At 67.4% G+C, this 20,158-nt stretch carries 26 protein-coding genes; 2 read left to right on the top strand and 24 right to left on the bottom strand.

Translation table 11 applies throughout. The annotated features are described in order from the left end of the window. The first annotated feature begins 52 nt into the window (after nucleotides 1–52). Nucleotides 53–703 carry a hypothetical protein gene (locus tag AAHF99_RS05710; RefSeq protein ID WP_342163087.1) on the top strand — a complete coding sequence of 217 codons (651 nt, stop codon included), beginning with the start codon at nucleotides 53–55 and terminating at the stop codon, nucleotides 701–703. On the opposite strand, the gene AAHF99_RS05705 is transcribed toward AAHF99_RS05710, so the two are convergent. From AAHF99_RS05705 to AAHF99_RS05675, 7 genes are read right to left on the bottom strand one after another with little or no spacing between them, the layout of a single operon-like run. Continuing rightward, on the bottom strand, nucleotides 669–902 hold the full coding sequence (locus AAHF99_RS05705) for a hypothetical protein (protein ID WP_342163086.1): 234 nt from the start codon (nucleotides 900–902) through the stop codon (nucleotides 669–671). The two genes, AAHF99_RS05710 and AAHF99_RS05705, sit on opposite strands and share 35 nt — an antisense overlap. Continuing rightward, nucleotides 899–3,691 carry a hypothetical protein gene (locus AAHF99_RS05700; protein WP_342163085.1) on the bottom strand — a complete coding sequence of 931 codons (2,793 nt, stop codon included), beginning with the start codon at nucleotides 3,689–3,691 and terminating at the stop codon, nucleotides 899–901. The genes AAHF99_RS05705 and AAHF99_RS05700 overlap by 4 nt, the downstream gene beginning before the upstream one ends. 42 nt (nucleotides 3,692–3,733) lie before the next feature. Continuing rightward, nucleotides 3,734–4,441 (bottom strand): hypothetical protein, encoded by a 708-nt coding sequence (locus AAHF99_RS05695; RefSeq protein ID WP_342163084.1) that lies wholly within the window; start codon nucleotides 4,439–4,441, stop codon nucleotides 3,734–3,736. Continuing rightward, entirely contained in the window at nucleotides 4,441–6,504 is a 2,064-nt protein-coding gene (locus AAHF99_RS05690; RefSeq protein ID WP_342163083.1) for a phage tail protein, read from the bottom strand. Before AAHF99_RS05690 ends, AAHF99_RS05695 begins: the two co-directional genes overlap by 1 nt. Beyond that, nucleotides 6,504–6,881, bottom strand: coding sequence for a DUF6950 family protein (locus AAHF99_RS05685; protein ID WP_342163082.1), 378 nt, complete (start codon nucleotides 6,879–6,881; stop codon nucleotides 6,504–6,506). Before AAHF99_RS05685 ends, AAHF99_RS05690 begins: the two co-directional genes overlap by 1 nt. Further along, nucleotides 6,878–7,456, bottom strand: a complete 579-nt coding sequence (locus AAHF99_RS05680) for a hypothetical protein (RefSeq protein WP_342163081.1) — start codon at nucleotides 7,454–7,456, stop codon at nucleotides 6,878–6,880. Before AAHF99_RS05680 ends, AAHF99_RS05685 begins: the two co-directional genes overlap by 4 nt. Before the next feature lie 12 nt (nucleotides 7,457–7,468). Further along, the gene (locus AAHF99_RS05675) at nucleotides 7,469–9,682 is read right to left on the bottom strand and encodes a hypothetical protein (RefSeq protein ID WP_342163079.1); all 2,214 of its coding nucleotides are present in this window, start codon (nucleotides 9,680–9,682) and stop codon (nucleotides 7,469–7,471) included. Nucleotides 9,683–9,753: 71 nt separating this feature from the next. On the opposite strand from AAHF99_RS05675, the gene AAHF99_RS05670 reads away from it, so the two are divergent. After that, nucleotides 9,754–10,083 carry a superinfection immunity protein gene (locus AAHF99_RS05670; RefSeq protein WP_342163078.1) on the top strand — a complete coding sequence of 110 codons (330 nt, stop codon included), beginning with the start codon at nucleotides 9,754–9,756 and terminating at the stop codon, nucleotides 10,081–10,083. 7 nt (nucleotides 10,084–10,090) lie between these two features. On the opposite strand, the gene AAHF99_RS05665 is transcribed toward AAHF99_RS05670, so the two are convergent. The 17 genes from AAHF99_RS05665 to AAHF99_RS05585 all read right to left on the bottom strand — a co-directional run bounded on the left by AAHF99_RS05665 (nucleotide 10,091) and on the right by AAHF99_RS05585 (nucleotide 20,136). Continuing rightward, nucleotides 10,091–10,219, bottom strand: a complete 129-nt coding sequence (locus tag AAHF99_RS05665) for a hypothetical protein (RefSeq protein WP_342163076.1) — start codon at nucleotides 10,217–10,219, stop codon at nucleotides 10,091–10,093. Between the two features lie 5 nt (nucleotides 10,220–10,224). Beyond that, nucleotides 10,225–10,644, bottom strand: a complete 420-nt coding sequence (locus AAHF99_RS05660) for a gene transfer agent family protein (RefSeq protein WP_342163075.1) — start codon at nucleotides 10,642–10,644, stop codon at nucleotides 10,225–10,227. Continuing rightward, complete coding sequence (locus AAHF99_RS05655) at nucleotides 10,641–11,096, bottom strand: phage tail tube protein (RefSeq protein ID WP_342163074.1); 456 nt, start codon at nucleotides 11,094–11,096, stop codon at nucleotides 10,641–10,643. Before AAHF99_RS05655 ends, AAHF99_RS05660 begins: the two co-directional genes overlap by 4 nt. Nucleotides 11,097–11,098: 2 nt before the next feature. Then, nucleotides 11,099–11,575: a DUF3168 domain-containing protein gene (locus AAHF99_RS05650; RefSeq protein ID WP_342163073.1), complete on the bottom strand. Its 477-nt coding sequence runs from the start codon at nucleotides 11,573–11,575 to the stop codon at nucleotides 11,099–11,101. Further along, nucleotides 11,575–12,153 carry a hypothetical protein gene (locus AAHF99_RS05645; RefSeq protein ID WP_342163072.1) on the bottom strand — a complete coding sequence of 193 codons (579 nt, stop codon included), beginning with the start codon at nucleotides 12,151–12,153 and terminating at the stop codon, nucleotides 11,575–11,577. The genes AAHF99_RS05650 and AAHF99_RS05645 overlap by 1 nt, the downstream gene beginning before the upstream one ends. Further along, on the bottom strand, nucleotides 12,153–12,494 hold the full coding sequence (locus AAHF99_RS05640) for a head-tail adaptor protein (protein ID WP_342163070.1): 342 nt from the start codon (nucleotides 12,492–12,494) through the stop codon (nucleotides 12,153–12,155). The genes AAHF99_RS05645 and AAHF99_RS05640 overlap by 1 nt, the downstream gene beginning before the upstream one ends. 8 nt (nucleotides 12,495–12,502) lie before the next feature. Next, nucleotides 12,503–13,186, bottom strand: coding sequence for a head-tail connector protein (locus AAHF99_RS05635; RefSeq protein WP_342163069.1), 684 nt, complete (start codon nucleotides 13,184–13,186; stop codon nucleotides 12,503–12,505). 5 nt (nucleotides 13,187–13,191) lie between these two features. After that, complete coding sequence (locus tag AAHF99_RS05630) at nucleotides 13,192–13,566, bottom strand: hypothetical protein (protein ID WP_342163068.1); 375 nt, start codon at nucleotides 13,564–13,566, stop codon at nucleotides 13,192–13,194. Nucleotides 13,567–13,576: 10 nt separating this feature from the next. Then, nucleotides 13,577–14,089, bottom strand: coding sequence for a hypothetical protein (locus AAHF99_RS05625; RefSeq protein ID WP_342163066.1), 513 nt, complete (start codon nucleotides 14,087–14,089; stop codon nucleotides 13,577–13,579). A gap of 11 nt (nucleotides 14,090–14,100) precedes the next feature. After that, nucleotides 14,101–15,222, bottom strand: a complete 1,122-nt coding sequence (locus AAHF99_RS05620) for a hypothetical protein (RefSeq protein ID WP_342163064.1) — start codon at nucleotides 15,220–15,222, stop codon at nucleotides 14,101–14,103. A gap of 3 nt (nucleotides 15,223–15,225) precedes the next feature. Continuing rightward, nucleotides 15,226–15,651 (bottom strand): hypothetical protein, encoded by a 426-nt coding sequence (locus tag AAHF99_RS05615; protein WP_342163063.1) that lies wholly within the window; start codon nucleotides 15,649–15,651, stop codon nucleotides 15,226–15,228. Next, nucleotides 15,641–16,390 (bottom strand): hypothetical protein, encoded by a 750-nt coding sequence (locus AAHF99_RS05610; protein ID WP_342163062.1) that lies wholly within the window; start codon nucleotides 16,388–16,390, stop codon nucleotides 15,641–15,643. Before AAHF99_RS05610 ends, AAHF99_RS05615 begins: the two co-directional genes overlap by 11 nt. A 570-nt stretch (nucleotides 16,391–16,960) precedes the next feature. Further along, nucleotides 16,961–17,182 carry a hypothetical protein gene (locus AAHF99_RS05605; protein WP_342163061.1) on the bottom strand — a complete coding sequence of 74 codons (222 nt, stop codon included), beginning with the start codon at nucleotides 17,180–17,182 and terminating at the stop codon, nucleotides 16,961–16,963. 216 nt (nucleotides 17,183–17,398) lie between these two features. Beyond that, nucleotides 17,399–17,983 carry a hypothetical protein gene (locus tag AAHF99_RS05600; protein WP_342163060.1) on the bottom strand — a complete coding sequence of 195 codons (585 nt, stop codon included), beginning with the start codon at nucleotides 17,981–17,983 and terminating at the stop codon, nucleotides 17,399–17,401. Between the two features lie 16 nt (nucleotides 17,984–17,999). After that, a complete protein-coding gene (locus AAHF99_RS05595) occupies nucleotides 18,000–18,167 on the bottom strand; it encodes a hypothetical protein (protein WP_342163059.1) in 168 nt (55 codons plus the stop codon). Then, nucleotides 18,164–18,637, bottom strand: a complete 474-nt coding sequence (locus AAHF99_RS05590) for a hypothetical protein (protein ID WP_342163057.1) — start codon at nucleotides 18,635–18,637, stop codon at nucleotides 18,164–18,166. The genes AAHF99_RS05595 and AAHF99_RS05590 overlap by 4 nt, the downstream gene beginning before the upstream one ends. Before the next feature lie 71 nt (nucleotides 18,638–18,708). After that, the gene (locus tag AAHF99_RS05585; RefSeq protein ID WP_342163056.1) at nucleotides 18,709–20,136 is read right to left on the bottom strand and encodes a phage major capsid protein; all 1,428 of its coding nucleotides are present in this window, start codon (nucleotides 20,134–20,136) and stop codon (nucleotides 18,709–18,711) included. Between the last annotated feature and the right edge of the window lie 22 nt (nucleotides 20,137–20,158).

Below are 20,158 nucleotides of genomic sequence, written 5' to 3'. Positions count from 1 at the left end.
TCGCCACATTATGACTATCATAATAGAAGTTCCAAGGATCAAGTCACCAAAGATGAAGCCCGATGAATTAGATCATGTTTGGCAAATTCAGACACAACTGAACGAGCTGGCCAGATATGTCCGGGAATTTGAAGGGGCATTATCTCTGATGGATTTTGCGCGCGAGGAATGGATCCGCTGCGTGGACCTGATGTCAGGACCAAACTTTGAAGAGGCAAATGAACGGCAGAACCTCGTTAGCATCTGGCAAACCATCGCGGCCCGTGACGGAGCCCTGACAGTCCAGCACATTGCAGTAAAAATGCAGCAAATCAGTTCATCAATATACAATTCGCCTGTTCTACAAAAAAACGTTAATCATCACACATTACGCGCAGCCACAAAGCTGATGGACAGTTATTTCCCCGGCTCAAGAGATCTCCGGAACGCTGTGGCGCATCAAAGTGAATTAAATAAGTCAATAGATGCTACGCGCAATAATTCTAGTATTGGATCAAACGATGCCGCTGGTATAATGAACGACGGAAGCGCTGAATTGCTAATCAACGAGGCTGTCTATGATGGCCGCCTGATACAAACGAAAGATAGCAATATATTTACTTGCGCGATAAATACCGAGTCCCTTTCGACACTTGTCGATGCAGTGTCAAGGTTCATCGGCGGTTTTTCTATGCCGGATGATTATTTTCGCCGAGACTGTTGATCAAACGTCGGGCAACATTCCTAAGATCGAATTTGCCATCTATGGCAATTTCTCCGCGAATTGGATCGCCTTGCATAAAGCACCCCGCGTCTTCGCAAAGCAATGCGGCGGCAATCTGTTTCGCAAAATAGACTTCTACTTTAGTGTAGTAGCTAATGATGCCCGGCCCGGCCTCAACTGGAGGATTTTTCTCAGTCAAAGCGCGTATCCATTATTGAACGGCGTCACCCGGAGATAGCTCGCAGTATCGCTCTGGGTCAGCGTGGCGCCCATATCCGCGTAGACCTGCACCGCGATTTGATCGAACGGCACCAGATCCACTTCGGCGGCATGAGTGCGCTTGATGCCGAACGTCGAGGAATACGGCTCCAGGAACAGGTCGCGGAAGGGGACGCCATTCCGCGTCAGGCGGACACCGATCTGGCCCGGATCGGCGCTGCCCGGCAGGATCTGCAAGCCGACCTCAACGCGGAAGCGCCCGTACTGCGCGACGGTCCAGACTTGGATCGTCGGATCGTACTCCCCACTCGGATCTCCGGCCTCAACGTTGAAGAGCACACCCGTCCATTGGCCCTTGTCGACCGCCTGCGGGCCGCCGAGCAAGGCTTCGATCTTCGTGCGGGGAAAGACATCGGGAAGGCATTCGATGCGGTCACTCGGATCCGCCCCCGTGATCGCGAAGCTGCCGCTGTCGGTCTCGAAGCGGTTGCGATAGGTCTCCGAGCACACCACCGTGTAGTTCTTGACCTCGAAGCGCCCGTACCGGGTCCGCGAGAGTGCAAAGTCGCCATCGGGATGCTGGGTGCTCGGGAAAACCTTGCGGGGATTGCGCACGGTGAGATCCAGCACGCGGTTCACGTCGTCGTTGCCGGCGACGCCGATCGTCCGGAGCACGCCACGGCCACCCTCAATCGTCGGGGTCTCGATGGTGATGCCCCGGCAGATGGATCCGCCGGTCGCCTCGATGCGGAAGGCGTGCTCGAAGCAGAACGCGGCGCTCGGGTTGGTGAACGTCAGGCCGTTGCAGTCCTTGAGATGGAATCCGTGGCAGGGGGCCGCCTTGTTGCCACCGAAGTTGCCGGGGAAGCACCCGAAGGCCTTGACGAGCGAGAAATCGCCTTCGTTCAGGCTCTCCATGTAATAAAGCGGCGCGGCCCCGTTGGGGTCGGAGTGAGCGGACAGAACATTCCGCATGTTCACGCCCTGGCTGTAGATGTCGGTCGGCCCGAAAATCGGGTCGGGAACGATCTCGACGGCGTGGTCTCCAGGGGCGACGTTCTCGAAGAAGGCGTTGATGATGTCGAAGCAGTCGTATGGCTTCCAGCACTTCAACGCCACGCCGGTATGTCCGAGCATGTCGACACGCAGGCCTTCGACGCCGGACCCAACATTCGAGTAGCCGACTGCCTTCTGACGAAGCTCGATCGCGGGGACGCCCTGCCCGAGATCTCGTCGCAGCACGATGTTGGCGGCGCCCATGGCCGCGCTGCGAACCCTCGTCGCGACCTGATTGAACGAGACCGTGTCGCTGATGTTGTAGACGCCCTTGGCAAGGTTCGCGTCCTGGCCGGACCCGAAATACGCCCGACCGCCGGACCCGAGCGAGGCAGCGAAGGCGCGCAGGCCTTCCGTCACGTCCTGAGTGCTCGTGCCAGCCTCAATGGCGTCGTGATAACTGCCCTGGATGTAGTCGAAGACGTGCGGCCCAGGTCGATCCGTGCGGCCCTTGATCGAGAACAGCCAGTCAGCGACCGCCTTCGTGTCGTTCAGTGCCGGGATTGCGATCTGCGCCAGCGCGGTGAGCGCGTTGATCGCTTGCCGGGTCGTGGCGGGCGTCATCACGACATCCGCCCTTACGCCATCTTGCGCCTCGTCATCGCTGGCGCTTTGGACGGTGAAGGTCCGATCTGACTTGAGATCGCCGCCGCCGCTGGCCAGCCCTTGGGCGATCCATTCGCGCGCCTCCAGCTTGTCGAGGCGGGCCGATACGGCGGGGACGCTGGCGGGATCGGTCAGCTTCTCGACGAGGCTGGTTACCGTATCTGTGACGTCCTCCATCTCGATCACCTCAACGGCGGTGATCTGGTCGGTGCCGAACGCCTTGACGTAGGGGCGGGCGAACTTCGCGCCGTCCGCCGTCAGGAGATCGACTGCCGGCCCGGTCGCACGAGCGACATAGAGCGTGCGCTCGACGCGCCCGGAGGCGTAGACGAGGTTCGGCAGGTCGACCACGATGGTATCGGCGCCCTCCATGGGGCTGCGCGCCGCGTCGAACCAACGGATCGCCAGCCGCACGGCATCGCCCATCGGATCGGTCGGGTTCTTGGCGCGAGAGACGACGAAGCGCAGGCGGTAGACGTGCCCCGGCTCGATCGCCGTGTAGCGGCGGCTGGCGACGACGCCGCCATCGCGCGCGGCCTGCGCCCTGCCGTTTGCCGTCAGGACCACATCAGGCACGAGCGGCGGGAGCGAGCGAGGATCGCCGCCCGACAGTGAATTGGTGAACCCGCTGGGCCCGTCGCCCGGCCGCGTAGCAGATGCCGCGACATCGGCCGCTGCGCCTTCCGGGCCCGCGACGCTGGCGCCCGGCTGCCCGGTGATGTCGGCAAGCCGGACAAGGTTCTGCCAGCCCGCAGTGAGGCCGGCGAAGCGCATCTGCACGTAGCCGTCCTGAAGACGGGTCTCCAGAAGGCGCGCCTCGAGAACGGACAGACGCTGGCCATTCGCTCGATTGACCGCCACCACGTCGTTGGCTTTGGCCAGCGCGGTGTCGGTGTTCAGCGCGAGAGTGGAGACCGAACTCTGAAGCGATCGGGCGGTCGTCTCGACGTATCCCAGGCGCGAGCCGGTGGTCTGCTCCAAACGCGACAGGCGCGTTGAGGTCGACAGAAGACCTGAAAAAAGCCCATCAACGACGTCGAAGGCGCCATTGAAGCGTCGATAGTTCTCAGCCGGCAGCAAGCCGGGTGACACCTTTGGGAGGGCCATCGGTCGTCCTTTGCTGGTCTCTGGGGTTGGGCGCGGCGAGCGCTACGGCGCTTCGATCAGATCGAGCGAGACGGAGCCGGTTCGACTGAGCTGCAACTGCAGGGCACCGGTGTCGTCGGAGGCAAGCCGCATCCGGCAGACCGGACGCCCGAATTCCACGGGCGCGCCGGCGGCATAGTCGGCGCGCGTCCAAGGGCGGATCCCAACGCCGATCTGGCCCGCCTGTGCGTAGCCGGCGTCTGCGCCTGGATCGGGGGTCAGCAGGTCGGTGAGCAGGTGTAGGCGGTTGCCGATCGAGAACATCATGCCGGGCTGGAGCAAGCCACCGCGGTTGCGCTGGATCGTCATCGCCGTGGCGTTCATCGCCACCGGGCCCGCGGCCCGAAAGTCGAGCGTCGAGGCGGTGTCGGGGTTGGTCTCGAAGGCTGGGTCCGTCGCCGCGTCGGCCGCACCCATCGCGTAGCTGATGCGCCCGCCCGTCAGCGGATCAACGAACCACGGCGCTCGCGCCGTCTCCACCGGCCCGATGATCCAGACCTGAGACCGGCCCAACGCGATAGCGGCCCGCATGGCGAGCACCTTCCCCTGCGTGCCGCAGGGGATTGTGAGCGAAGCGCCCCAGCGTGCAGCCGGGGAATCGCTCAGCTGCTCGACGCCCGAGAACGATTGGCCGCCCGTGCGGGTCGCGTTCTTCAGCCCCCACTGCTCCGCGGACGGGACGAGGATCGGATTCCACGCGCGATCCGGCATCAGGTCACCGTCACCGTGATCGGGCCGACGATGCTCGACGCATCCGCGAACCCCGAGGCGTTGAAGGCCCGCACCCAATACGAGTAGGTGCCGGCGGGGCGGGCGTCGGTGCCGTCGAAGGCTTGGTTCGCCGCGCCGTTGAAGGTCTTCACCACCACCGCATTGGCGAAGTTCGTGGTCGCCGAGCGGTAGAGCCGCGCGTAGGAGAAGTTCGGTGCGTTCGGCGCCGTGAAGGCATAGCTCGCCTGGCCGACGCCTCCGTTGACGACGAACCCGGTCGCCGGCCCGGTCGGCGTCGTGTCGGCGGCGACGGTGAAGCTGATCGTATCCCCCCAGTCCCCGATGGAGGTGCTCGACAGCCATGCGACCTGCGCCTCGTAGGCCTGGCCGTCGTTGAGCGGCCCGGCAATGGCGGCACCGTCCTGGCTGGCCATATCCGCCCACTCGTCGGTGGCGGCGGGGCGGAAGCGGCCGATCAGGACGAGGTCAGCGCGCCCCGCAACCGGATCGGCGGTAAAGCTGGCAGAAAGGCCGGTGACTTGCCCCCCGGTGGTGTAGCGGACGGCCTCAAAGACCACCCCGGTCGGGATCGGGGCGGGCGCGGGCGAACTCGCGTCCGGCAGCGGCGGCGCGTTGCCTTCCTCGATCGGGGACCACGCATAAGCCGAGGCGTCGAGTGAATAGAGATCAAACACCGGCTCGGTCTTGAACGGTCCGGTCAGCTTGCCCGACGAAGGGGCGAAGGTGGCGTCGATGCCGAAGGACGGCAGGACGAGGCGGACCGTCGGCTCGCCGTAGGCCGGAAGCCCGGCGGGCGAGAGGCGCATGCCCGAGAATTGCAGGTCCGGCGCGCCCTTGGCCGCTGCGATCTTGGCGAGGCGCCGCCCCTGCGAGTGCGAAGGGGCCCGACCAAAGTCCCGCTCGGTCGGCACGACGCCGATCTCGGCTTGGCTCTCGGCGTCGTCCCAGGGGTCGCCCTCGACCGGCTGGTAGTCGTGCCAGGGGCTCTTGTAGGTGAACTTGACCCGGTTGAACGTCGCGAAGGCCTCATCCCCGACCTCGTATCGGTCCCAGCCCAGCACCATGTCCTCGGTGATGGTGAAGGTCGGCTCCTGCCAGCGCCCACCATGCACCGTGACGCGCCCCTGAGCGTCCTGATCAAGCTCGGCATCGCAGGCCGAGAGGTAGCGCGCCAGGACGGTCGCCCGCTCCTCGTCGAACGTGTAGGTGCCCCAGGAGCGGTAGCGCGGCTCCGAGGTGTCTCCGTCGGGGTTCGGGCGCAGGAGCGGCACCTCCTCGTCGCAGACATTCGCCAGGGCGACGAAGCTGTCGAGGTCGATCTCGGCGAACGCAATGCCGTAGCCGCTGTCGCTGTGGAGGTAGTCGAGAAGGACGATGGCCGCGTTGTCAGACCACCGCCACGTCGCAGCGTTCGCCGGGTCCTGCGCGGGATCGCGCGGGTCGTAGCAGGCGGACAGGTCGGCCACGAGGCGCACGTCGGGCGCGCCCTCGGGGAAGATCTTGTCGCCGTGCTTCAGCGGACTCGCCACGACGACGGTGTAAGCGAGGCCCTTCAGCCGGGCGGCCGGCGACCAGTAGCCGTAGCGCGAAAGCGCCGCTGAGACGGCCTGGTCATCGGTCCCGACGTATGACTCGATGGCGATCTTGCCCTGATACACGGGATCAGGGACGACGCCGCCGTTCTGGGGGGCGAGGCTCGTGTGGATGTCGCCGAGCCAGAACTCGTGGATGAAGGACAGGCGTCCGGCGAAATGCACGACGCCCCGGGTCAGTACGCCGCCCTGCACGTCGAGAAAGAAGATGGCTCCCCCGAGCTTCTCGCGGCCGTGCCCACCTCGACGCGGTGGGATTGCTTGGCGCACAGTGACCTGAGCGTCATTGCGCTTCTGCGCGGGGGTCAGCGCCTCGACCACGGCTTGCAGCGCAAGGAGCGCGCCGCCGATCACGGCATAGCCCACGACCGAAGCGGCGAGAGCGCCCGTTCCGACGACGGCGCCGAGCGCGGTCTCGGCGAGGATGGCGGCTCCGATCGCGGCAGGCATCAGACGCTCCAGGCCACGATGGCGGGGAAGGCGCCGAGGGCGATGCCCCGGGGCCCTTTGGCCGCCCAGCCGATGGCGGTCCGCACGGCGAAGAGTGGGCCGGCAAGCGGGTCGCTCACGAGGCCGATGTCGCCCGCCCGGGGGTCGTTCGTCTCGGCAAGCCCGGCCTGCGCGGCAAGCGCCCGTCCCATGGCCTCAATGCCGCCCAGCCGCCGGATGTGGCGCGCCGCGCCGAGGTGGCAGCGATAGCGGCCACGAAGGGACGCCGCCGGATCCATGCCGCGCGCGATCCGCACCCAATCCGCCATGAACAGGGCGCAGTCGGACACGCCCCACACGAAGGGTTCGCGCGCCGCCTGACGCAGGAAGGCGATCATTTCTCGGGAATTGCGGGGTTCCAGGGCCGCCTCCGGTTCTGCATGGCGGGGACCATGAACAAGCCGATATCGCCGGGGAATCGGCGCTGCTGGTCGCGGTCGGTGAGGCTGCCGAAGGGCGGCAGGCCGCGCCGAGCGAACAGCGTTTCGGCGGTGAGCTGCGCGGTCCACGTGTTGACGTCGGACGCTTGGTGGACGAGCCGGTCCATGATCCCGCGATAGAGGACGTAGGGGCTGCCCAGCGCCACGAGGTCGTCGCCGAAGAACTGCAGGCTCACCGAGCACGCCCGGCCCTTCACCCGCTCCTTCGCGTTCATCACGTCGTCGCGGATCTCTTGGCCGGTCCCCGACAGCGTGAACGTCACCGGAGGCGCTTGGCCGCCGACTGCGGCCTCGATGTCGGAGACCGCGCCGAGGACACCAATTCCCTGCCAGACGTAGCCGCCAGCCGAGAGGGGGCCGAAGCCATCGTGCACGCGGGTCGGTGCGTTGGCGAAGTCGAAGAACGCCAAAAGCGCGCCACGCACCGTCTCGCCAGCGGCGGCGGCGCGGCCAGCTGCGTCGAAGATCGGCACCGCCTACCGCCCCTAGTACCGCCGCCGCCCGGTGGCGACGATGCCGTTGATGTTCCGCTGGAACTGAGCGTCGCGCTGCGCGAGCGCGGACAGCATCTGCTGCGGGGTCACGCCCTGTGCGGAGGTGATGTTGATGTTGTCGCCCGCGATCATGAACTGGCTGCTCCCGCCATCGCCGCCCGGCATGATCGGCACGATCTGGCCGTTACGGTTCGGGATGAAGAGCTCCCGCCCGCGCTCGCCGACGGTGTAGGCCTGCCCGGCATCGACCGGGCCGCCGTTGGCGCGGAACAGGCTCGCGAAGAAGTCGCCGATGCCGCCGAGTCCGCCTCCAGGCAGCGACGGGCCTTGAGCGCCCGGCAGGGGCGACCCCGCCGAGGATCCCAAGCCTCCCGCGAACAGGCCCGCGAGCCCGCCGACCTGATTGCCGGAACTGGCCGAGGCGGCTGTGCCGAGGAGCCCGGCCAGCGGCCCTTGCCCCGTGAACACTGCTTGCAACGCCGACCGCTCGAACTGCTTGATGAGCCCCGCGAACACATCACTGAGCGATTTGCCCTCGATGATGGCATCCCCGAACGCGCTGGCGGCGGCGTCGCCGAAGTAGCGAGAGGCCTCGGCCGCCTGACGGATCGCCTGCTGGGCGTCCATTGTCCGATCCTTGTAGGTCTGCCACGCCTCGGCAGCGGCGAGCACGCGGGTCCGCTCGTCGGCGGTGAGTTCGGCGCTGTCGCGGTTGCCCTTCTTCACCTCCTCGCGGGCCGCCGCCTCAGCCTTGGCCAAAGCCACCGCCTTCTCGCGCTCGACGTTCGTCTTCTCGACGTTCTCCAGTTCGGCCTTCGCGGTATCGCGAGCCTTCTCCAGCTGGTTGATGAGCGTCTCGACGGCATCGAGGGATTCGGAGCCGCCGCCGCGCTCCTTCGGGGTGTGAAGGGACGGCAGAACGGCGGAACGGTCGGGGCCCCTGGGACGGACCTTCACGCTGAGCGGCGCGGGCGGGCCCTGCACTTCCGGGTCGATGACCCCGGTGGCGCGGCCGACCTCCTGCAGGAAGGTGAGCGGGTTGCCGGCGGTGATGATCTTCCCGATGCCGGGGATCGATCCGACGAGGTCGCGGACCTGTCCGACGATGCCGCTGATCTGGGTGTAGAGGTTGGCGGCGATCCCGACGACGCGGGCGATCACCGCCTCGACGTTGAGGAAGGCGGCGTAGGTGTCGAGCACGGCGTTCGAGATGTCGTGCTGGATCGGGGCCAGAGCGTTCGCGAAGGTGTCCGCAATGTCCTTGGCCTTGGCGTCGAGCTGGTTGGCGCGCTCGACCTCGTCCGCGCCGACGATGCGCACGCCCGCCACCGTGGTCGAGGTGCTGTTCAACGTGTCGCGCAGCTGGTTGGTCAGGTCGACGCCGTTGCGCAGCTGGCGCTCGAAGTCGGCGCCGAAGAACTTGCCGGCCAGATCGAAGGCGGCGAGATCGCGCTGGCTGGCACGGAGCTTGTCGATCAGGTCGAGGACGACCCGGATCTTGGCCTCCTGAGACCCGGCGTTGTCGAACGATGCCTTGTCGGCTGCGGTGAGATTTCCGGCCCGAACGTTCTGGGTCAGCCGCCCGTCGAAGGCCGACGTGTTCGAGCCCTCCTTGCCCTCGCCGATCTTGATCTCGCTGGCGGTGCGGGCGTTCTGCAAGGCGGTGACGATCTGCTCGACCTTCAGGCCGAACTTGTCCGCGTTCAGCGTCGCGCGTTGGAAGAACTCGGGGCCGACCCCGACGCGCTCGGCGTCCTTGCCGATCTGCACGAAGTCCGCGATGTGCTTGCGCGCCTCGTCGATGGAGGCCGCCACGCTGAGGAAGACGAGTTTCGCCGCCTCGAACCCGAGGAACACGGCCAGCAAGGTGTTGAGCGAAGGGATCTGCGCCGCCACGCCCGTGATGGTGCTGGTGGTGGCGGTGAGGCTGGCGCGCACGCCAGCGCCGGCCGTCTCCGAAGCCGCCGCCGCCCCAGTGAAGGCCCGCACCACGCCTTCAAGGGTCGCTTTGTCGGCCGTCGCAGCGTTGGCCGTTGAGGCTGAGATGCTTTTGATGTCCCGGCCGACCGCCGCAGCGGCGCGCTGCAGGTTGGTCGAGAGGCCCGACAGGCTTCCGCTGAACGTGTTCGCGTTCGCCGCACCGCCGGACATCGCGACGCCGATACTCGTCATGTTGCCGACGATCTGGCCCGCCAGCGTTGCCATCGCGCTCTGAGCGCGCGAGGTATCGGCGGCGAACGATATGACGAGCGGTTCGGCCATAGGAGTCCATCAACGTGAGTAGCCAAGACCTGACGCAAGTCGGTGCCGGACTGACAATAATAGCGGTCAGTATCGCTATATATTTCCTACCTGCCCTGCTCGCATCCCAGAGGAAGCATCCTCATTTCGCAGGTATACTTGCTCTGAACCTACTGCTCGGGTGGACCTTTGTCGGGTGGGCAGTAGCCCTGGTTTGGGTGTACGTGAAGCCATCGACAGGTCGAGGCACCAAGCCATGCCCTCGATGCGCTGAGCGCGTGAAAGATGCCGCGCTGGTGTGTCGCCACTGCGGATACGAGTTCAAAGACTTGCCGCCCTCGCGGGCTGAGCCCTCGCTGAACTGAACGGGCTTCAGGCCCGCCCCGCCGCCATCTCCTCGGCCAGCACAGCCATGAACTCGTCCTCGGTGCTGCCCTCTTCCGGCGGACTGTTCGCCGCAATGAAGGCGTCGATGACGACGTGCCACTCGGCCAGCGTCATCCGCTTTACCTCTTCCGGCGAAAAGCCCGCGACCGCCCCGGCTCCGATGAAGACCGAGAGGTCGCCGGGTCGGCTTGGCTCTCCCCCTCGGCCTCGGCTTTTCCCTTGGGGACGCCGTTCACCGCCGCCGACACGATCTGCCCGGCGAGCGGCAGGTAGTCCATCAGTGGCTCGTCCTGATAGCGCATGACTGTCGCTGAGGCCTCGATGCTGCCCATGCCGCCGCCTTCGAGGCCGAGCCGGATCGTGTCCCAGATGTCTCGATGGGTGAACTGGTGCGTGCCCAGGCGCATGAAGATCGCGCCGATGCCGGCCCCGCACAGGCGCTCCAGTTCCGCCATTTCCCCCAGCCGCAGCTGGAAGCGATGCTCGCGCCCGGCGAAGGCCGCCGAGACGAGCGTGCGTGAGGTGTCGGCCTCGTTCACGGCAGAGCCCCGGTGGACCAGCTGAGCGGGCCGTCGCCGCGGAACTGCAGGGTGAAGTTCACGAGGCCGTTGTTCGACTTCGTGATCTCCATGCTCTCCACGAACACGTCGCCGTGCCAGTAGCCCACACCCTGCCCGTTCTTCGGATCGACCACGAAGGCGTAGGGGATGGCCGTCTCGCTCGCGACATCGGTGCGGAGGTCGTCGAGGTGATCGGCAGCGGCCGTGCCCGCGATCCGGCCGCTCCACGCCCGCGACTGCACCGTGCTCTTGCGGTTCGGGATCTCGACCGGGTTGTCGCAATCCGCGACCGTCGCGTCCTCGAAGGTGTTCGTCTGCGTCAGGGTGATCGAGGTGCCCAGGCAGACGAAGTCGTAGTCGAGGTTCGGCGGCGTGCCGGTGCCGCGATAGGCACGGAATCGGTTGCCGGGGAGAAGGGTGGGAGCGGCCATCGTCAATCCTCCTGGTCCGGCAGCGGCCGGCTGATGGTGGTCGTCAGGTCGAAGAAGACCGACTTCGCTTGCAGCGGGTCGATCACATCCCCGGCCTGGCCGACCACGATGGGCGTGCGCAGGCTGAAGGGTTCGGCGAGCGGCAGATCGGGCTGCTCAAGCTGGTTGAGGGCACGCACCATCGCGTCGGCGAGGAGCCAGCCCTGATCGCGGTCGTAGGCGGTGGAGACGACGAAGAGCCGGGCCTGGATCGTCCAGCTTTCCTCGCACCCGATCTCGTAGCCCGTGCGCCGCATCGGGCCGAAGTAGGCGTAGGGCGGCGTTACGTCGGCGGGCTTCGGGATCGCGTTGCCGCTGCCAACCGGCACCTCGTCGTAGATCCGTTTCTTGGCGAGGGCGACGAAGCCGGCATCAGTCCTCAGCAGCGTCCGGATCGCGTCGCGCAGGGCGAGCTCCGGTGTCGTCGCGGCGGTCGGCATCAGAGGCCCTCCTCACGCGCCGAGGCGCCGATGCCCGCGCCGAGATCCTTGCTCCAGTCGGACAGGGCCTCGCGGGCCGAGCCGTAAAAGTACAGCTGCCCCGGCACTTCGCTCTCGCTCGACGCCCGCGCGTGCCGGCCGCCCTTGCCCGTGGTGTCCGCGAAGAAGTCCGCGTCTGCCGCCGTGCCGCCGGCATGGTGGCCGGCTTCGACCGCCAGGGCATAGTCGTAGCCGCCTCGGTCGGCCGTGGCCTCGACGACGTAGAAGGCGCCCTCGCGGCGGTAGGAGATGCCGTTCAGCAGCAGGCCGGAGTCCTGCGGCACCCGGGACCGCATCAGGTCCACCATCTCCTGCGCGGCATGCAGCGAGGCCTGATCGCCCTTCAGCGCCAGCTTCACGGCGTACTTGGCCAGTTGGCCGGAGATGCGCTCCACCCCGATGATGCCGGATACGGTGTCGACTAGCCGAAGGCCCGAAAGCACCCCAGGCTTCAGGTCGAAGCCGCGCGCGGCGCCGGTCAGGCTCAGAGCGGCCTGCCCTTGGCCCAGCAAGCCGAAGGTCGCGCCGATGTCGGCCATCACTGCCCTCCGAGCGTGGATGAGATGTTCAGCGTGATGGTGCCGTAGGAACGATCCGGCAGGGCCACCCCGTCGATGTTGAAGTCGCGCCCGAGGACGGTGACGCGGTCGCCGTTCGTGATCGTGCGCGCCTGCGGTCCGTCACGCACCGTCAGCACGCCGCTCGCCACGTTCTGGGCCGTGCCGCCCTGCGAGGCCTCGCGAGCCGTCAGGGGGCGGAAGTTCGCCCATCGGACGAAGACTGGCTCATAGTCGCCGTAGCCGATCACCTCGCCGTCGGTGTCCTTGCGAGCGACCCGCTTCCGGAACGTCGCGCGCAAGTCGAGAAGGCCAGCTGCCATGTCGATGCTCAGCTGTGATCGACTGCGACGCGGTAGCGACCTGCCAGCCGGCCGATGCCGATGGTCAGGTTCTCGGGCAGCGCCTGCGTGCGCGGGTCGCTCTCGATGGATTCCCGCTTCTCGTACCAGTAGCCCGCGATCAGCTTGATCGCCTGCTTCAGGGGGCTCGGCACGAGGTCGGCGGACTTGGCGCCGGCGGCGAACCGAATCCGGTAGAGGCGCGGCTTGCGGGCGGGCGTGTCCGTCCACCGCGCAGCCCACGCGCTCCAGTCCAGCCCCCGCCAAGTGCGCTCGGTCTCGCCTAGCGGGCGGCCCGACAGGCTGGCGATCACACCGTAATCGTCCTCACGCACCACGGTGTAGAGCCCGACGTCGAGGTCTTGGTACTGCCCCGAGATCAGATCGAACCGCTCGACGCTGACGAGGTCGGCATCGAAGAACCGCCGGACGGGCAGTTCCAGGCGGCTGCCGAGGGTGTCGACGTAGAGCTCGAAGCTCTCCTCGAGGAGGCAGTACCCGTTCAGCCAGCCCTCGGGGCCCGAGAGGTAGTCGTAGGCAGCCTCGATCAAGTCGGCGATCAGCTGGTCCTCGTCGTCTTCGGCCACGCGCTGATGCAGCTTCAGAGCGTCGATCGAGACGACGCCCAGCTTCTGGCCCAGGGTGAGAGGCGCAGAAATGCGCTGCAGATCCATGGGCGCTAGTCCTGGCTGGGATCGACGGTGAAGGAGCCGACCAGAACGGTCTGGATCGCCCCCCCGCCGCCATCGGAGGCGAAGGTCACCCGCGCCTGAAACAGGTACGTCCGGAACGCCTGCAGCCTGATCGTTTCGGAGGCCGGCATAGGAACGATGAAGGCCGGGACCTCACGGCCATCGATCTCGACGGCACCACGCTCGATACCATCGTCGAGAGTCTTGCTACCCTTCGGCGGCCCATCGGCCGTGAAGCCGTAGGTGAACCGGATCGTCGCGCCGTCGATGCTCGCGTAGCTCCCGTCCGCATTCTGGATGGGGATCGCGACGGAGCCATCGTCGCCGCGGCGAAGCGAGAATGCGGCGGACGCGCTGTCCATGGCGACCTCGCTACGGGTGGTTGATCACGCCGGAGTTAACCGTGAACGGCACGCCGGTCGCCACGGTGGCCGTGTTCACCACGATGTCGGGGTTGGTCCCGCCGGCGCCGGAGCCCGCGAGCCCCACGGTCAGGCCGGAGGCGATGGTCGTGCCGGCGTTGTTCCGGATCTCGGCCAGAGCGGCCGTGCCGGAGGTCGTCGGGTTCGAGGAGAGCGGCGTACCAGCCAGCGTCAGCGTCTTGCCGCTCACCGTGCAGCAGGGCGCGGCCAGCGGGATCGTGACGAGCACGCCCGTCGAGCCGGACAGCGCCGAGGTCCCGATCACGAGCTGGCCTGCCGTCGCGGTGCCGGTGGGCGCGGCCAGCGTCTGCGAGTTGATCAGCGCCGCGACGACGTTGAGCCTGCCGGTGGCGACGGTTGCGGCGTAGTTCACCGCCGCATCGGCGAACGGCAGCGAGCCGGCGATGAGGCCGAGCGCGAGGAGCGGCACCGCCACGCGGCGGCGCAGGAGGGTCTTCAGCATGGTGGGGTCTCCTACGAAGAGGCTCGGTAAGCCTTGAGCACGATGGGGGCGCCCCGGCGCGCGGCGAGCACCGGCTGTCCGTTCCGACGCCCGATGAGCGTTCGCGTCGGTCGAGCATTGGCGCCGCCCCGCATGGCCGCCGTATCGGGGCCTTCGGTCGCGGCCAGATCAGCGGCGGCTGGACGGCTCGACCCGGCCGCGATCGCGGCGCTGTCAGGTGCCTCGCTGCTCGCCACGTCGGCGGCTGTGCGAGCGGTTGCGGATACGGCCGCATCGTCGGGCTGCTCTCCGCCGGCGAGGCCCGCCGCCGTCGTCGCCACGCCGCCGATAAAGGCGGTGTCAGCTGCCTCCGTCGCGGAGAGCGTGCCGGCGACCTGCGAGGCCGCGCTTGCCTGGGCGGTGTCGGGCCGCTCGGTCGCCGAGAGGGCATTCGAGCCCTGTTGGGCGCCGAGGTTGGCCGTGTCTCCGGTTTCGCTCGCCGCCAGCGTGCCGGTGATGCTGCTCGAAGCCGCGACCGCCGCCGTGTCGGCGCCCTCTGCCGCCGTCAGATACGCTCCGGCGCTTGCGCTCGCGACGACGGCTGCCGTATCGGCCGCCTCCGCCCCCGAAAGCGTGCCCGTGATCTCGGCCCTGGCTGCCCCGGATGCTGTGTCCTGCGCCTCCGCACCGCTCAGATCGCCAGTAACCGCAGTTGAGGCCCACGCAGCGGCGGTGTCCTGCCCTTCGGTGCCCGAGAGCGCCGCGATGGTGGCGACCGATGCAGATGCGGAAGCCGTGTCGCCTCGTTCCGTGGCCGCCAGGTTCGCGCCGCCGCCGGTCTGGCCCGCACCGCTGGCGGCGTCCCGACCTTCTGTGACGGCGAGATCGGCGCTCGTAGCCGATCCGGCTGCGGCGGACCCGCTGTCTGGCCCCTCGCCCGCCGCGACGCTGCCGATGGTGGCCGAGGACGCGCTGCCCGCGCTGGTGTCCTGCCCTTCGTTCGCGCTGGCCGCCCCGGTAGTGCGGCTGACGGCGGCGACGGATGCGGTATCGTTCGCTTCGGTCGCAGCCAGCGCCGCGGTCGTTGCGGTGGCTCCGGTAGCCGCAGGGGTCGCGCCGAGCGGGCCAGACGCGAGAGGGCGATTTGCGAGCATCGGTTAAAGGTCAGCCCACATCAACCAACGGGAACGCAGAAAATCCGTAGTCCACCTCTGATCCGAGGCAGCCATCGCTTGTCGGAAGATTTCTACGAGCGGGTGGCCGAACTCGTAGGTCTTGGAGCCAGTAAGAAAGCCGACCGCGTCCTTGCGCGGCGTTGGCGCCCCCGTATCGTCATCAGGCAGAGTGGCAATGATCGCTTGTATCGGACCAGGGATAGCGCCCGGTCCGATGAAGCCGAGGAAGTCGGCATATGTGATGATGCCATCGCCCCAAAGCCCCCGCGCAAATTGCCGGTCGCTGATGTCCGGCAGAGCGCTTATCACAGGCGCCGCCCGCCCAGCGGTGAGGTCGGCGGCCGTTTGGACCGACATGGGGTGTTTTACCCCATTCACCATTTCGTATTGGGCTGCATCAGCGGGCATTGTAATTAACTGCCCCAGTATTGAAGTTGCCGCTTGTCGTCGGGACAAACCGAACCGCAACGATTGGCGCTCCCGCAAAAAGAATTATGTTGCGGTCCTGTCCCTGCCCTAAGCTTGGGGGATTGTTGCTATTGCCTGTGGTAAATGTGCACTGGAGAACTGGTCGCAACGCCCCGTTGCCAAAAAGCCTGCACTGACCTGTATTTCTCGCCGTGCTACCAATGCTTGTAGAGATCACTGCGGCGGGCCCGAATGTAGATCCATCCAGGCTGTAGCTGACGCTGAAAGTCTGTGCTGCGGTCGTATAGTCGTGGCCTACGCTCGCAAAATCGAACGTCAGATCCGTGTAGGCATCCAGCCCCGTAAATATGATTGCGGCAACTGGCGCGGCAGACAGATCGCCTGACGTGGAAATCAGCGCGAACTGGTTGGTGACGTCCTCCGCGAAGGCGTCGCAGGAGACGATGGCCGAGGCCGAGGCGTTGATCGCTGCCCCGCTGTTGGACGAGGCCAGAATTTTCGTGCGCGAGAGAGTGGGTCCGGTCGAGGACCAAGTGCCGCGACCGTATTCCCAGGCTGCGCCATCCTCCAGCACGTAATTGACGACGACACCCGTCGTGGCACCGGCCTGAGCGAGGGTGCGATAGCCGGAAACCGCCGCTCCCAACGCGATGGCGCCTGTGCTCGGCGCCGATGCGACAACCTGCCTGACGCGATTGAAAAGTTGCGGAGGCGCCATCAGTTCACCGGTTTACGCTGTAGACGGCGACGGGGATTGAGTATGACGCCCCGACCGCAAGAGCCGGCACGCTGATCACGGCGCGGAAGGTGTTAGCGGCAGTCGGCAGCGCGTGGTGGACGGCATAGCCAGCTGGGAAGGTGCTGGGGCTGGTCGGGTAGACCTCCAGCACGTCGGTCGCCAGGACGCCCGTGCAGGTGATGCCGGTGAGGCTGCGGATGCCGGAGGAGACGGCGATCAGCGTCGTCTCACCGATGGTCGCGTTGCAGACGAACTGAGACGACCTCGATCCGGCTGGTCCGGCTACGCCTTGGGGACCTTGCGCCCCGGTGTCGCCTTTCGCACCTTGCGGGCCGGCGGGGCCTTGGGCGCCCGTGTCGCCTTTGGCGCCGGTCGCTCCTGCGGGTCCAGCAAGGCCTGTAAGTCCAGAGCTGCCCTGTGGGCCTGCGGGGCCGGCGGGTCCAGCCGCGCCAGTTGCACCAGCAGGGCCGACATCGCCTTGCGCACCCGTGGCGCCGGTCGCACCGGTTGCTCCTGTGGCACCCGCATCTCCTTTCGGGCCCTGAGCCCCTACTGCTCCAGCACTACCCGCCACCCCCTGCGGGCCAGCCGCCCCGGGGTCACCCTTCGGGCCTGCCGGGCCTGCTGCTCCAGGCTCACCTTTCGGCCCTGTCGCGCCCGCCGGACCCGTCGCGCCCGCGGCTCCAGCCGCTCCATCAACACCCCGAGGGCCCACGCTGCCAGCAGGGCCGGGATCGCCAGCGGGGCCTGTCGCACCAGCAGGTCCAGCATCGCCAGGATCTCCCTTTGGCCCAACCACGATGCCGACATCGGCCTTCGAGCCGTCGGTGTAGGTGATGACCAGATGGCCATCGCTGCCGAGCAGGCTGGACGCGATACCGCGCCCGTCCAGCGCGGCCTGCCCCGACATCAAGGAGCTCTCGTCCTCCCCAAGCGCCGGGGTGACCGTGAGGCCGAGGCAGAGCGCGAGGGTTGCGAGACGGCGCATCAGCTGCCGCCTCCGTAGTGCAGCCGGAAGGCGCACGGCGTTGCGCCGGGGTCGGCCACCGCCATGATCGACACGTAGCGCGTCGTCCCGCCCATCGGGTTTGCGGTGCTTGCCAGCACGCGGCCGCTGCGCGCCATGAAGTAGGTGTCCTCGAACTGGTTCACGGTGCCGGTGGGCGAGGTGACCTGCAGGACGTTCGGGACAGTCTGCCCGTTGATCACCACCGGCTGCGTCGTGACCGGCGCGGTGGCGGCGACGGACGAAATGACGATGTCGACCGGGCACGGGTTGAGCCCGCGATAAGCGGCGGTGCCGGCCGGCTGGACGATGGCGTAGGTCTGCGGGGTGGTGCTGACCGGCAGCGCGAAGGCCTTCGCCGCCCGGGCGAACGGCGAGGCGAGCACGTTCAGCGGATTGGCGGGGCCGCCGCACGGCACGGCGCCGAGGCCAACGCCAGACCGGCACCATAGGACGAGCGGCTCGATCTTCGCCCCGTCCGGCGCGACGGACGTGGTGGTGTCCACCTGCGCATGGGCCGAGGCCGCATGCAGCAGGAGGAGGAACGCGAACAGGACCCGCTGCATCGGAGAACCTCCGAGGCTATTTGGTCTCGTAGCCACCGCGGCGCGCGTCGCCGCTCAGCATCTTGTTGGGCGAGCGGCGAGCCGTCTTCGGCTCGCGATCGCGCAGCGCGTCAGCGGCCGCTGGACCGGTGCGGACGTCCGCTGGCCTGCGGTCCTGCTGCTCGCGCTTGTCCTCGCCGCTCACGCGGCCGGCCCGAGGTGGGCGGTCTCCGTGGTCACCGCGCCGCCCGTGCGTTCCGCCAGAGCGGACCGGCGCTGCTGCTCGGCACGGATGATCTCGTCGGCCTCGTCGTAGGTGCCGGGGTCACGGCCGGCGATCTTCTTCGCCAGGGCCATGCGCTTCAGGCCGTGAGCCTCCAGCACGTCGCCTGGAATCTCGACCGCGCTGCGGCGGGCCTCGTCCTCGGTCTCATCAACGAGGCCGGCACCGACCTGCTTCTCGGGGAGCGAGCCGGACCGGTAAACGGACTCGTGCGGGACCGCCGTGCCGTCGTCGTGGAGCTTCTTCGCCGCCGCTGGCCGGAAGCCCGCGATCTCGCCGAGGGCGTAGGGGAGCGTCGTCTCGGCGAAGACCATCGGGACGAGGCCGCGGTGGTTCTTGCGCGCCATGTCCTCGTAGTGGCGCAGATCGAGCTTCGTATTATTCGCCAGCATGTCCGCTGTCCTTGATTCTGAACCTCAGCGGGCCGCCGGCCCATTCCGGCGGCCCATGATCATCGCCTTGATCAGGAGGCGGACAGCGAGCCCCAGCGGGCGTGCCGGAGCACGGAGACCGCCTGATCGTAGTTCAGCGCGATGTCGTGCTGCGCCTCCATCAGCACGGCCATCATGTTCTGCTGGAACAGGTGGACCAGCGTACCGGTGCCGGGGTCGATGGTGGCCTCCATCGAGGTGCGGACGGTGATGTCCTCCTCGTCGCCGTAGAGGACGTTGCTCCAGTCGACGAGCGCGAGGGTGGACTCGTCGGTGGTGGCGCCGCCGTTCGAGGGGAACTGCGTGGTCACCAGCACCCGGAAGCCCTTCCACGTCGGGTTCTCGGTGTTGAGCTCGGGGTAGATCGCCTGCCCGTTGGCGCCTCTCGCGTCGGCGAGGTAGCGCATCAGGTGGTAGTTCATCGTCCAGGCGAAGCGGTTGGTCGCCGGGATGTTGGCGTCGGTGATCGCGAGGATCATTCGGGTCGCCACCTTGTCGAGCTCGGCGACCGTCGGCGACTTCGGGTTGGCGAACAGCGCGGATGCGCCGGTGGCCGAGGCGTCGAAGGAGTTGACGTTCGGCCGGTTCAGGATGCCGAGCGGGGTGTAGTTCGAGCCAGCGCCGAAGTAGCAGGCGAGGTCCATGTTCTGGGCGAGCGTGCGCCGCAGGTCATCACGGATGTAGGCCTGCAGGTCCGGCAGCGACCACTTCAGCGCTTCCATCGTCACCATGACGATGCCCGCGATCTTCTTCGACCGCATGGAGATGCCGTTGAAGGTCGGCGACCCGACGGGCTTCTTCATGCCCTCGCCGACGTATCCGGCGGTGGAGGAGGTCGCGCCGCGCGGCTGGTTGAACTGGCCGCCGATGAGCGGCACCCGGCGCGGGCCGGCCGCGAGGAAGGTGTTCTCCCCGCGGAGCAGCTCCACGATGGTGTTGGCGTTCGGGGTCGGCAGCAGGATGCCGCCGTCCTGCGAGGTCAGGGTGGAGTTGGTCTTCTCGCGGCGTCGGGCGGCGTTGGCGGCGGCCCGATCCTTGAGCTGCTTCACGAAGCGCTCGTAGCCCTCGTCGCCGAGGATCTCGACCGGCGACTTGGCGATGCCGGCCTGGAGGAAGGCGCGGCTCTTGGCGGAAGCGGCGGCCATGAGCGTGGCCTCGTCGAGGACGCTCATATTGCCGGCGGGCTGGGCATAGGCGAACTGGCCATCGTTGCCCGCGCTGCGCTCGCGCGCCTCGGTGCCGGCCGGCGCGGACGCCGAGCGCGTGGTGCCCGCGTCGAGGGCCTCCTGCCGCTCGGCGTCCTTGACCATGTCGAGCGCCTTCTCGGCCGCGGTGAGCGCGTCCTTGTAGGCGGTGCGGTCGGCATCGGTGGCGGTATCGGCCACGGCCTTGGCACGGGCGGCGGTGGCCGCGTCGCGCGCAGCCTTCAGCTTCTCGCGGAGCTCTGCGAGCGTGGGCATGTCGATTCTCCGTCTGGAAGGG

This window comes from Methylobacterium litchii, assembly GCF_038442315.1.
GTDB lineage: Bacteria > Pseudomonadota > Alphaproteobacteria > Rhizobiales > Beijerinckiaceae > Methylobacterium > Methylobacterium litchii.
The sequence above is the reverse complement of the archived record's forward strand: the minus strand, read 5'-3'. Positions and strand labels throughout refer to the sequence as shown.

Bases quoted from the DNA above. Each gene is read 5' to 3' on its own strand.
- AAHF99_RS05685 (WP_342163082.1), bottom strand. From the start codon at position 6,881: ATGATCGCCTTCCTGCGTCAGGCGGCGCGCGAACCCTTCGTGTGGGGC.
- AAHF99_RS05695 (WP_342163084.1), bottom strand. From the start codon at position 4,441: ATGCCGGATCGCGCGTGGAATCCGATCCTCGTCCCGTCCGCGGAGCAG.
- AAHF99_RS05665 (WP_342163076.1), bottom strand. From the start codon at position 10,219: ATGACGCTGGCCGAGTGGCACGTCGTCATCGACGCCTTCATTGCGGCG.
- AAHF99_RS05645 (WP_342163072.1), bottom strand. From the start codon at position 12,153: ATGGCCGACATCGGCGCGACCTTCGGCTTGCTGGGCCAAGGGCAGGCC.
- AAHF99_RS05690 (WP_342163083.1), bottom strand. From the start codon at position 6,504: ATGCCTGCCGCGATCGGAGCCGCCATCCTCGCCGAGACCGCGCTCGGC.
- AAHF99_RS05630 (WP_342163068.1), bottom strand. From the start codon at position 13,566: ATGGACAGCGCGTCCGCCGCATTCTCGCTTCGCCGCGGCGACGATGGC.
- AAHF99_RS05605 (WP_342163061.1), bottom strand. From the start codon at position 17,182: ATGCTGGACCTGCTGGTGCGACAGGCCCCGCTGGCGATCCCGGCCCTG.
- AAHF99_RS05700 (WP_342163085.1), bottom strand. From the start codon at position 3,691: ATGGCCCTCCCAAAGGTGTCACCCGGCTTGCTGCCGGCTGAGAACTAT.
- AAHF99_RS05585 (WP_342163056.1), bottom strand. From the start codon at position 20,136: ATGCCCACGCTCGCAGAGCTCCGCGAGAAGCTGAAGGCTGCGCGCGAC.
- AAHF99_RS05635 (WP_342163069.1), bottom strand. From the start codon at position 13,186: ATGGATCTGCAGCGCATTTCTGCGCCTCTCACCCTGGGCCAGAAGCTG.
- AAHF99_RS05610 (WP_342163062.1), bottom strand. From the start codon at position 16,390: ATGGCGCCTCCGCAACTTTTCAATCGCGTCAGGCAGGTTGTCGCATCG.
- AAHF99_RS05640 (WP_342163070.1), bottom strand. From the start codon at position 12,494: ATGGCAGCTGGCCTTCTCGACTTGCGCGCGACGTTCCGGAAGCGGGTC.
- AAHF99_RS05600 (WP_342163060.1), bottom strand. From the start codon at position 17,983: ATGCAGCGGGTCCTGTTCGCGTTCCTCCTCCTGCTGCATGCGGCCTCG.
- AAHF99_RS05615 (WP_342163063.1), bottom strand. From the start codon at position 15,651: ATGCCCGCTGATGCAGCCCAATACGAAATGGTGAATGGGGTAAAACAC.
- AAHF99_RS05675 (WP_342163079.1), bottom strand. From the start codon at position 9,682: ATGGCAACGCTGGCGGGCCAGATCGTCGGCAACATGACGAGTATCGGC.
- AAHF99_RS05655 (WP_342163074.1), bottom strand. From the start codon at position 11,096: ATGGCCGCTCCCACCCTTCTCCCCGGCAACCGATTCCGTGCCTATCGC.
- AAHF99_RS05710 (WP_342163087.1), top strand. From the start codon at position 53: ATGAAGCCCGATGAATTAGATCATGTTTGGCAAATTCAGACACAACTG.
- AAHF99_RS05625 (WP_342163066.1), bottom strand. From the start codon at position 14,089: ATGCTGAAGACCCTCCTGCGCCGCCGCGTGGCGGTGCCGCTCCTCGCG.
- AAHF99_RS05620 (WP_342163064.1), bottom strand. From the start codon at position 15,222: ATGCTCGCAAATCGCCCTCTCGCGTCTGGCCCGCTCGGCGCGACCCCT.
- AAHF99_RS05590 (WP_342163057.1), bottom strand. From the start codon at position 18,637: ATGCTGGCGAATAATACGAAGCTCGATCTGCGCCACTACGAGGACATG.
- AAHF99_RS05650 (WP_342163073.1), bottom strand. From the start codon at position 11,575: ATGCCGACCGCCGCGACGACACCGGAGCTCGCCCTGCGCGACGCGATC.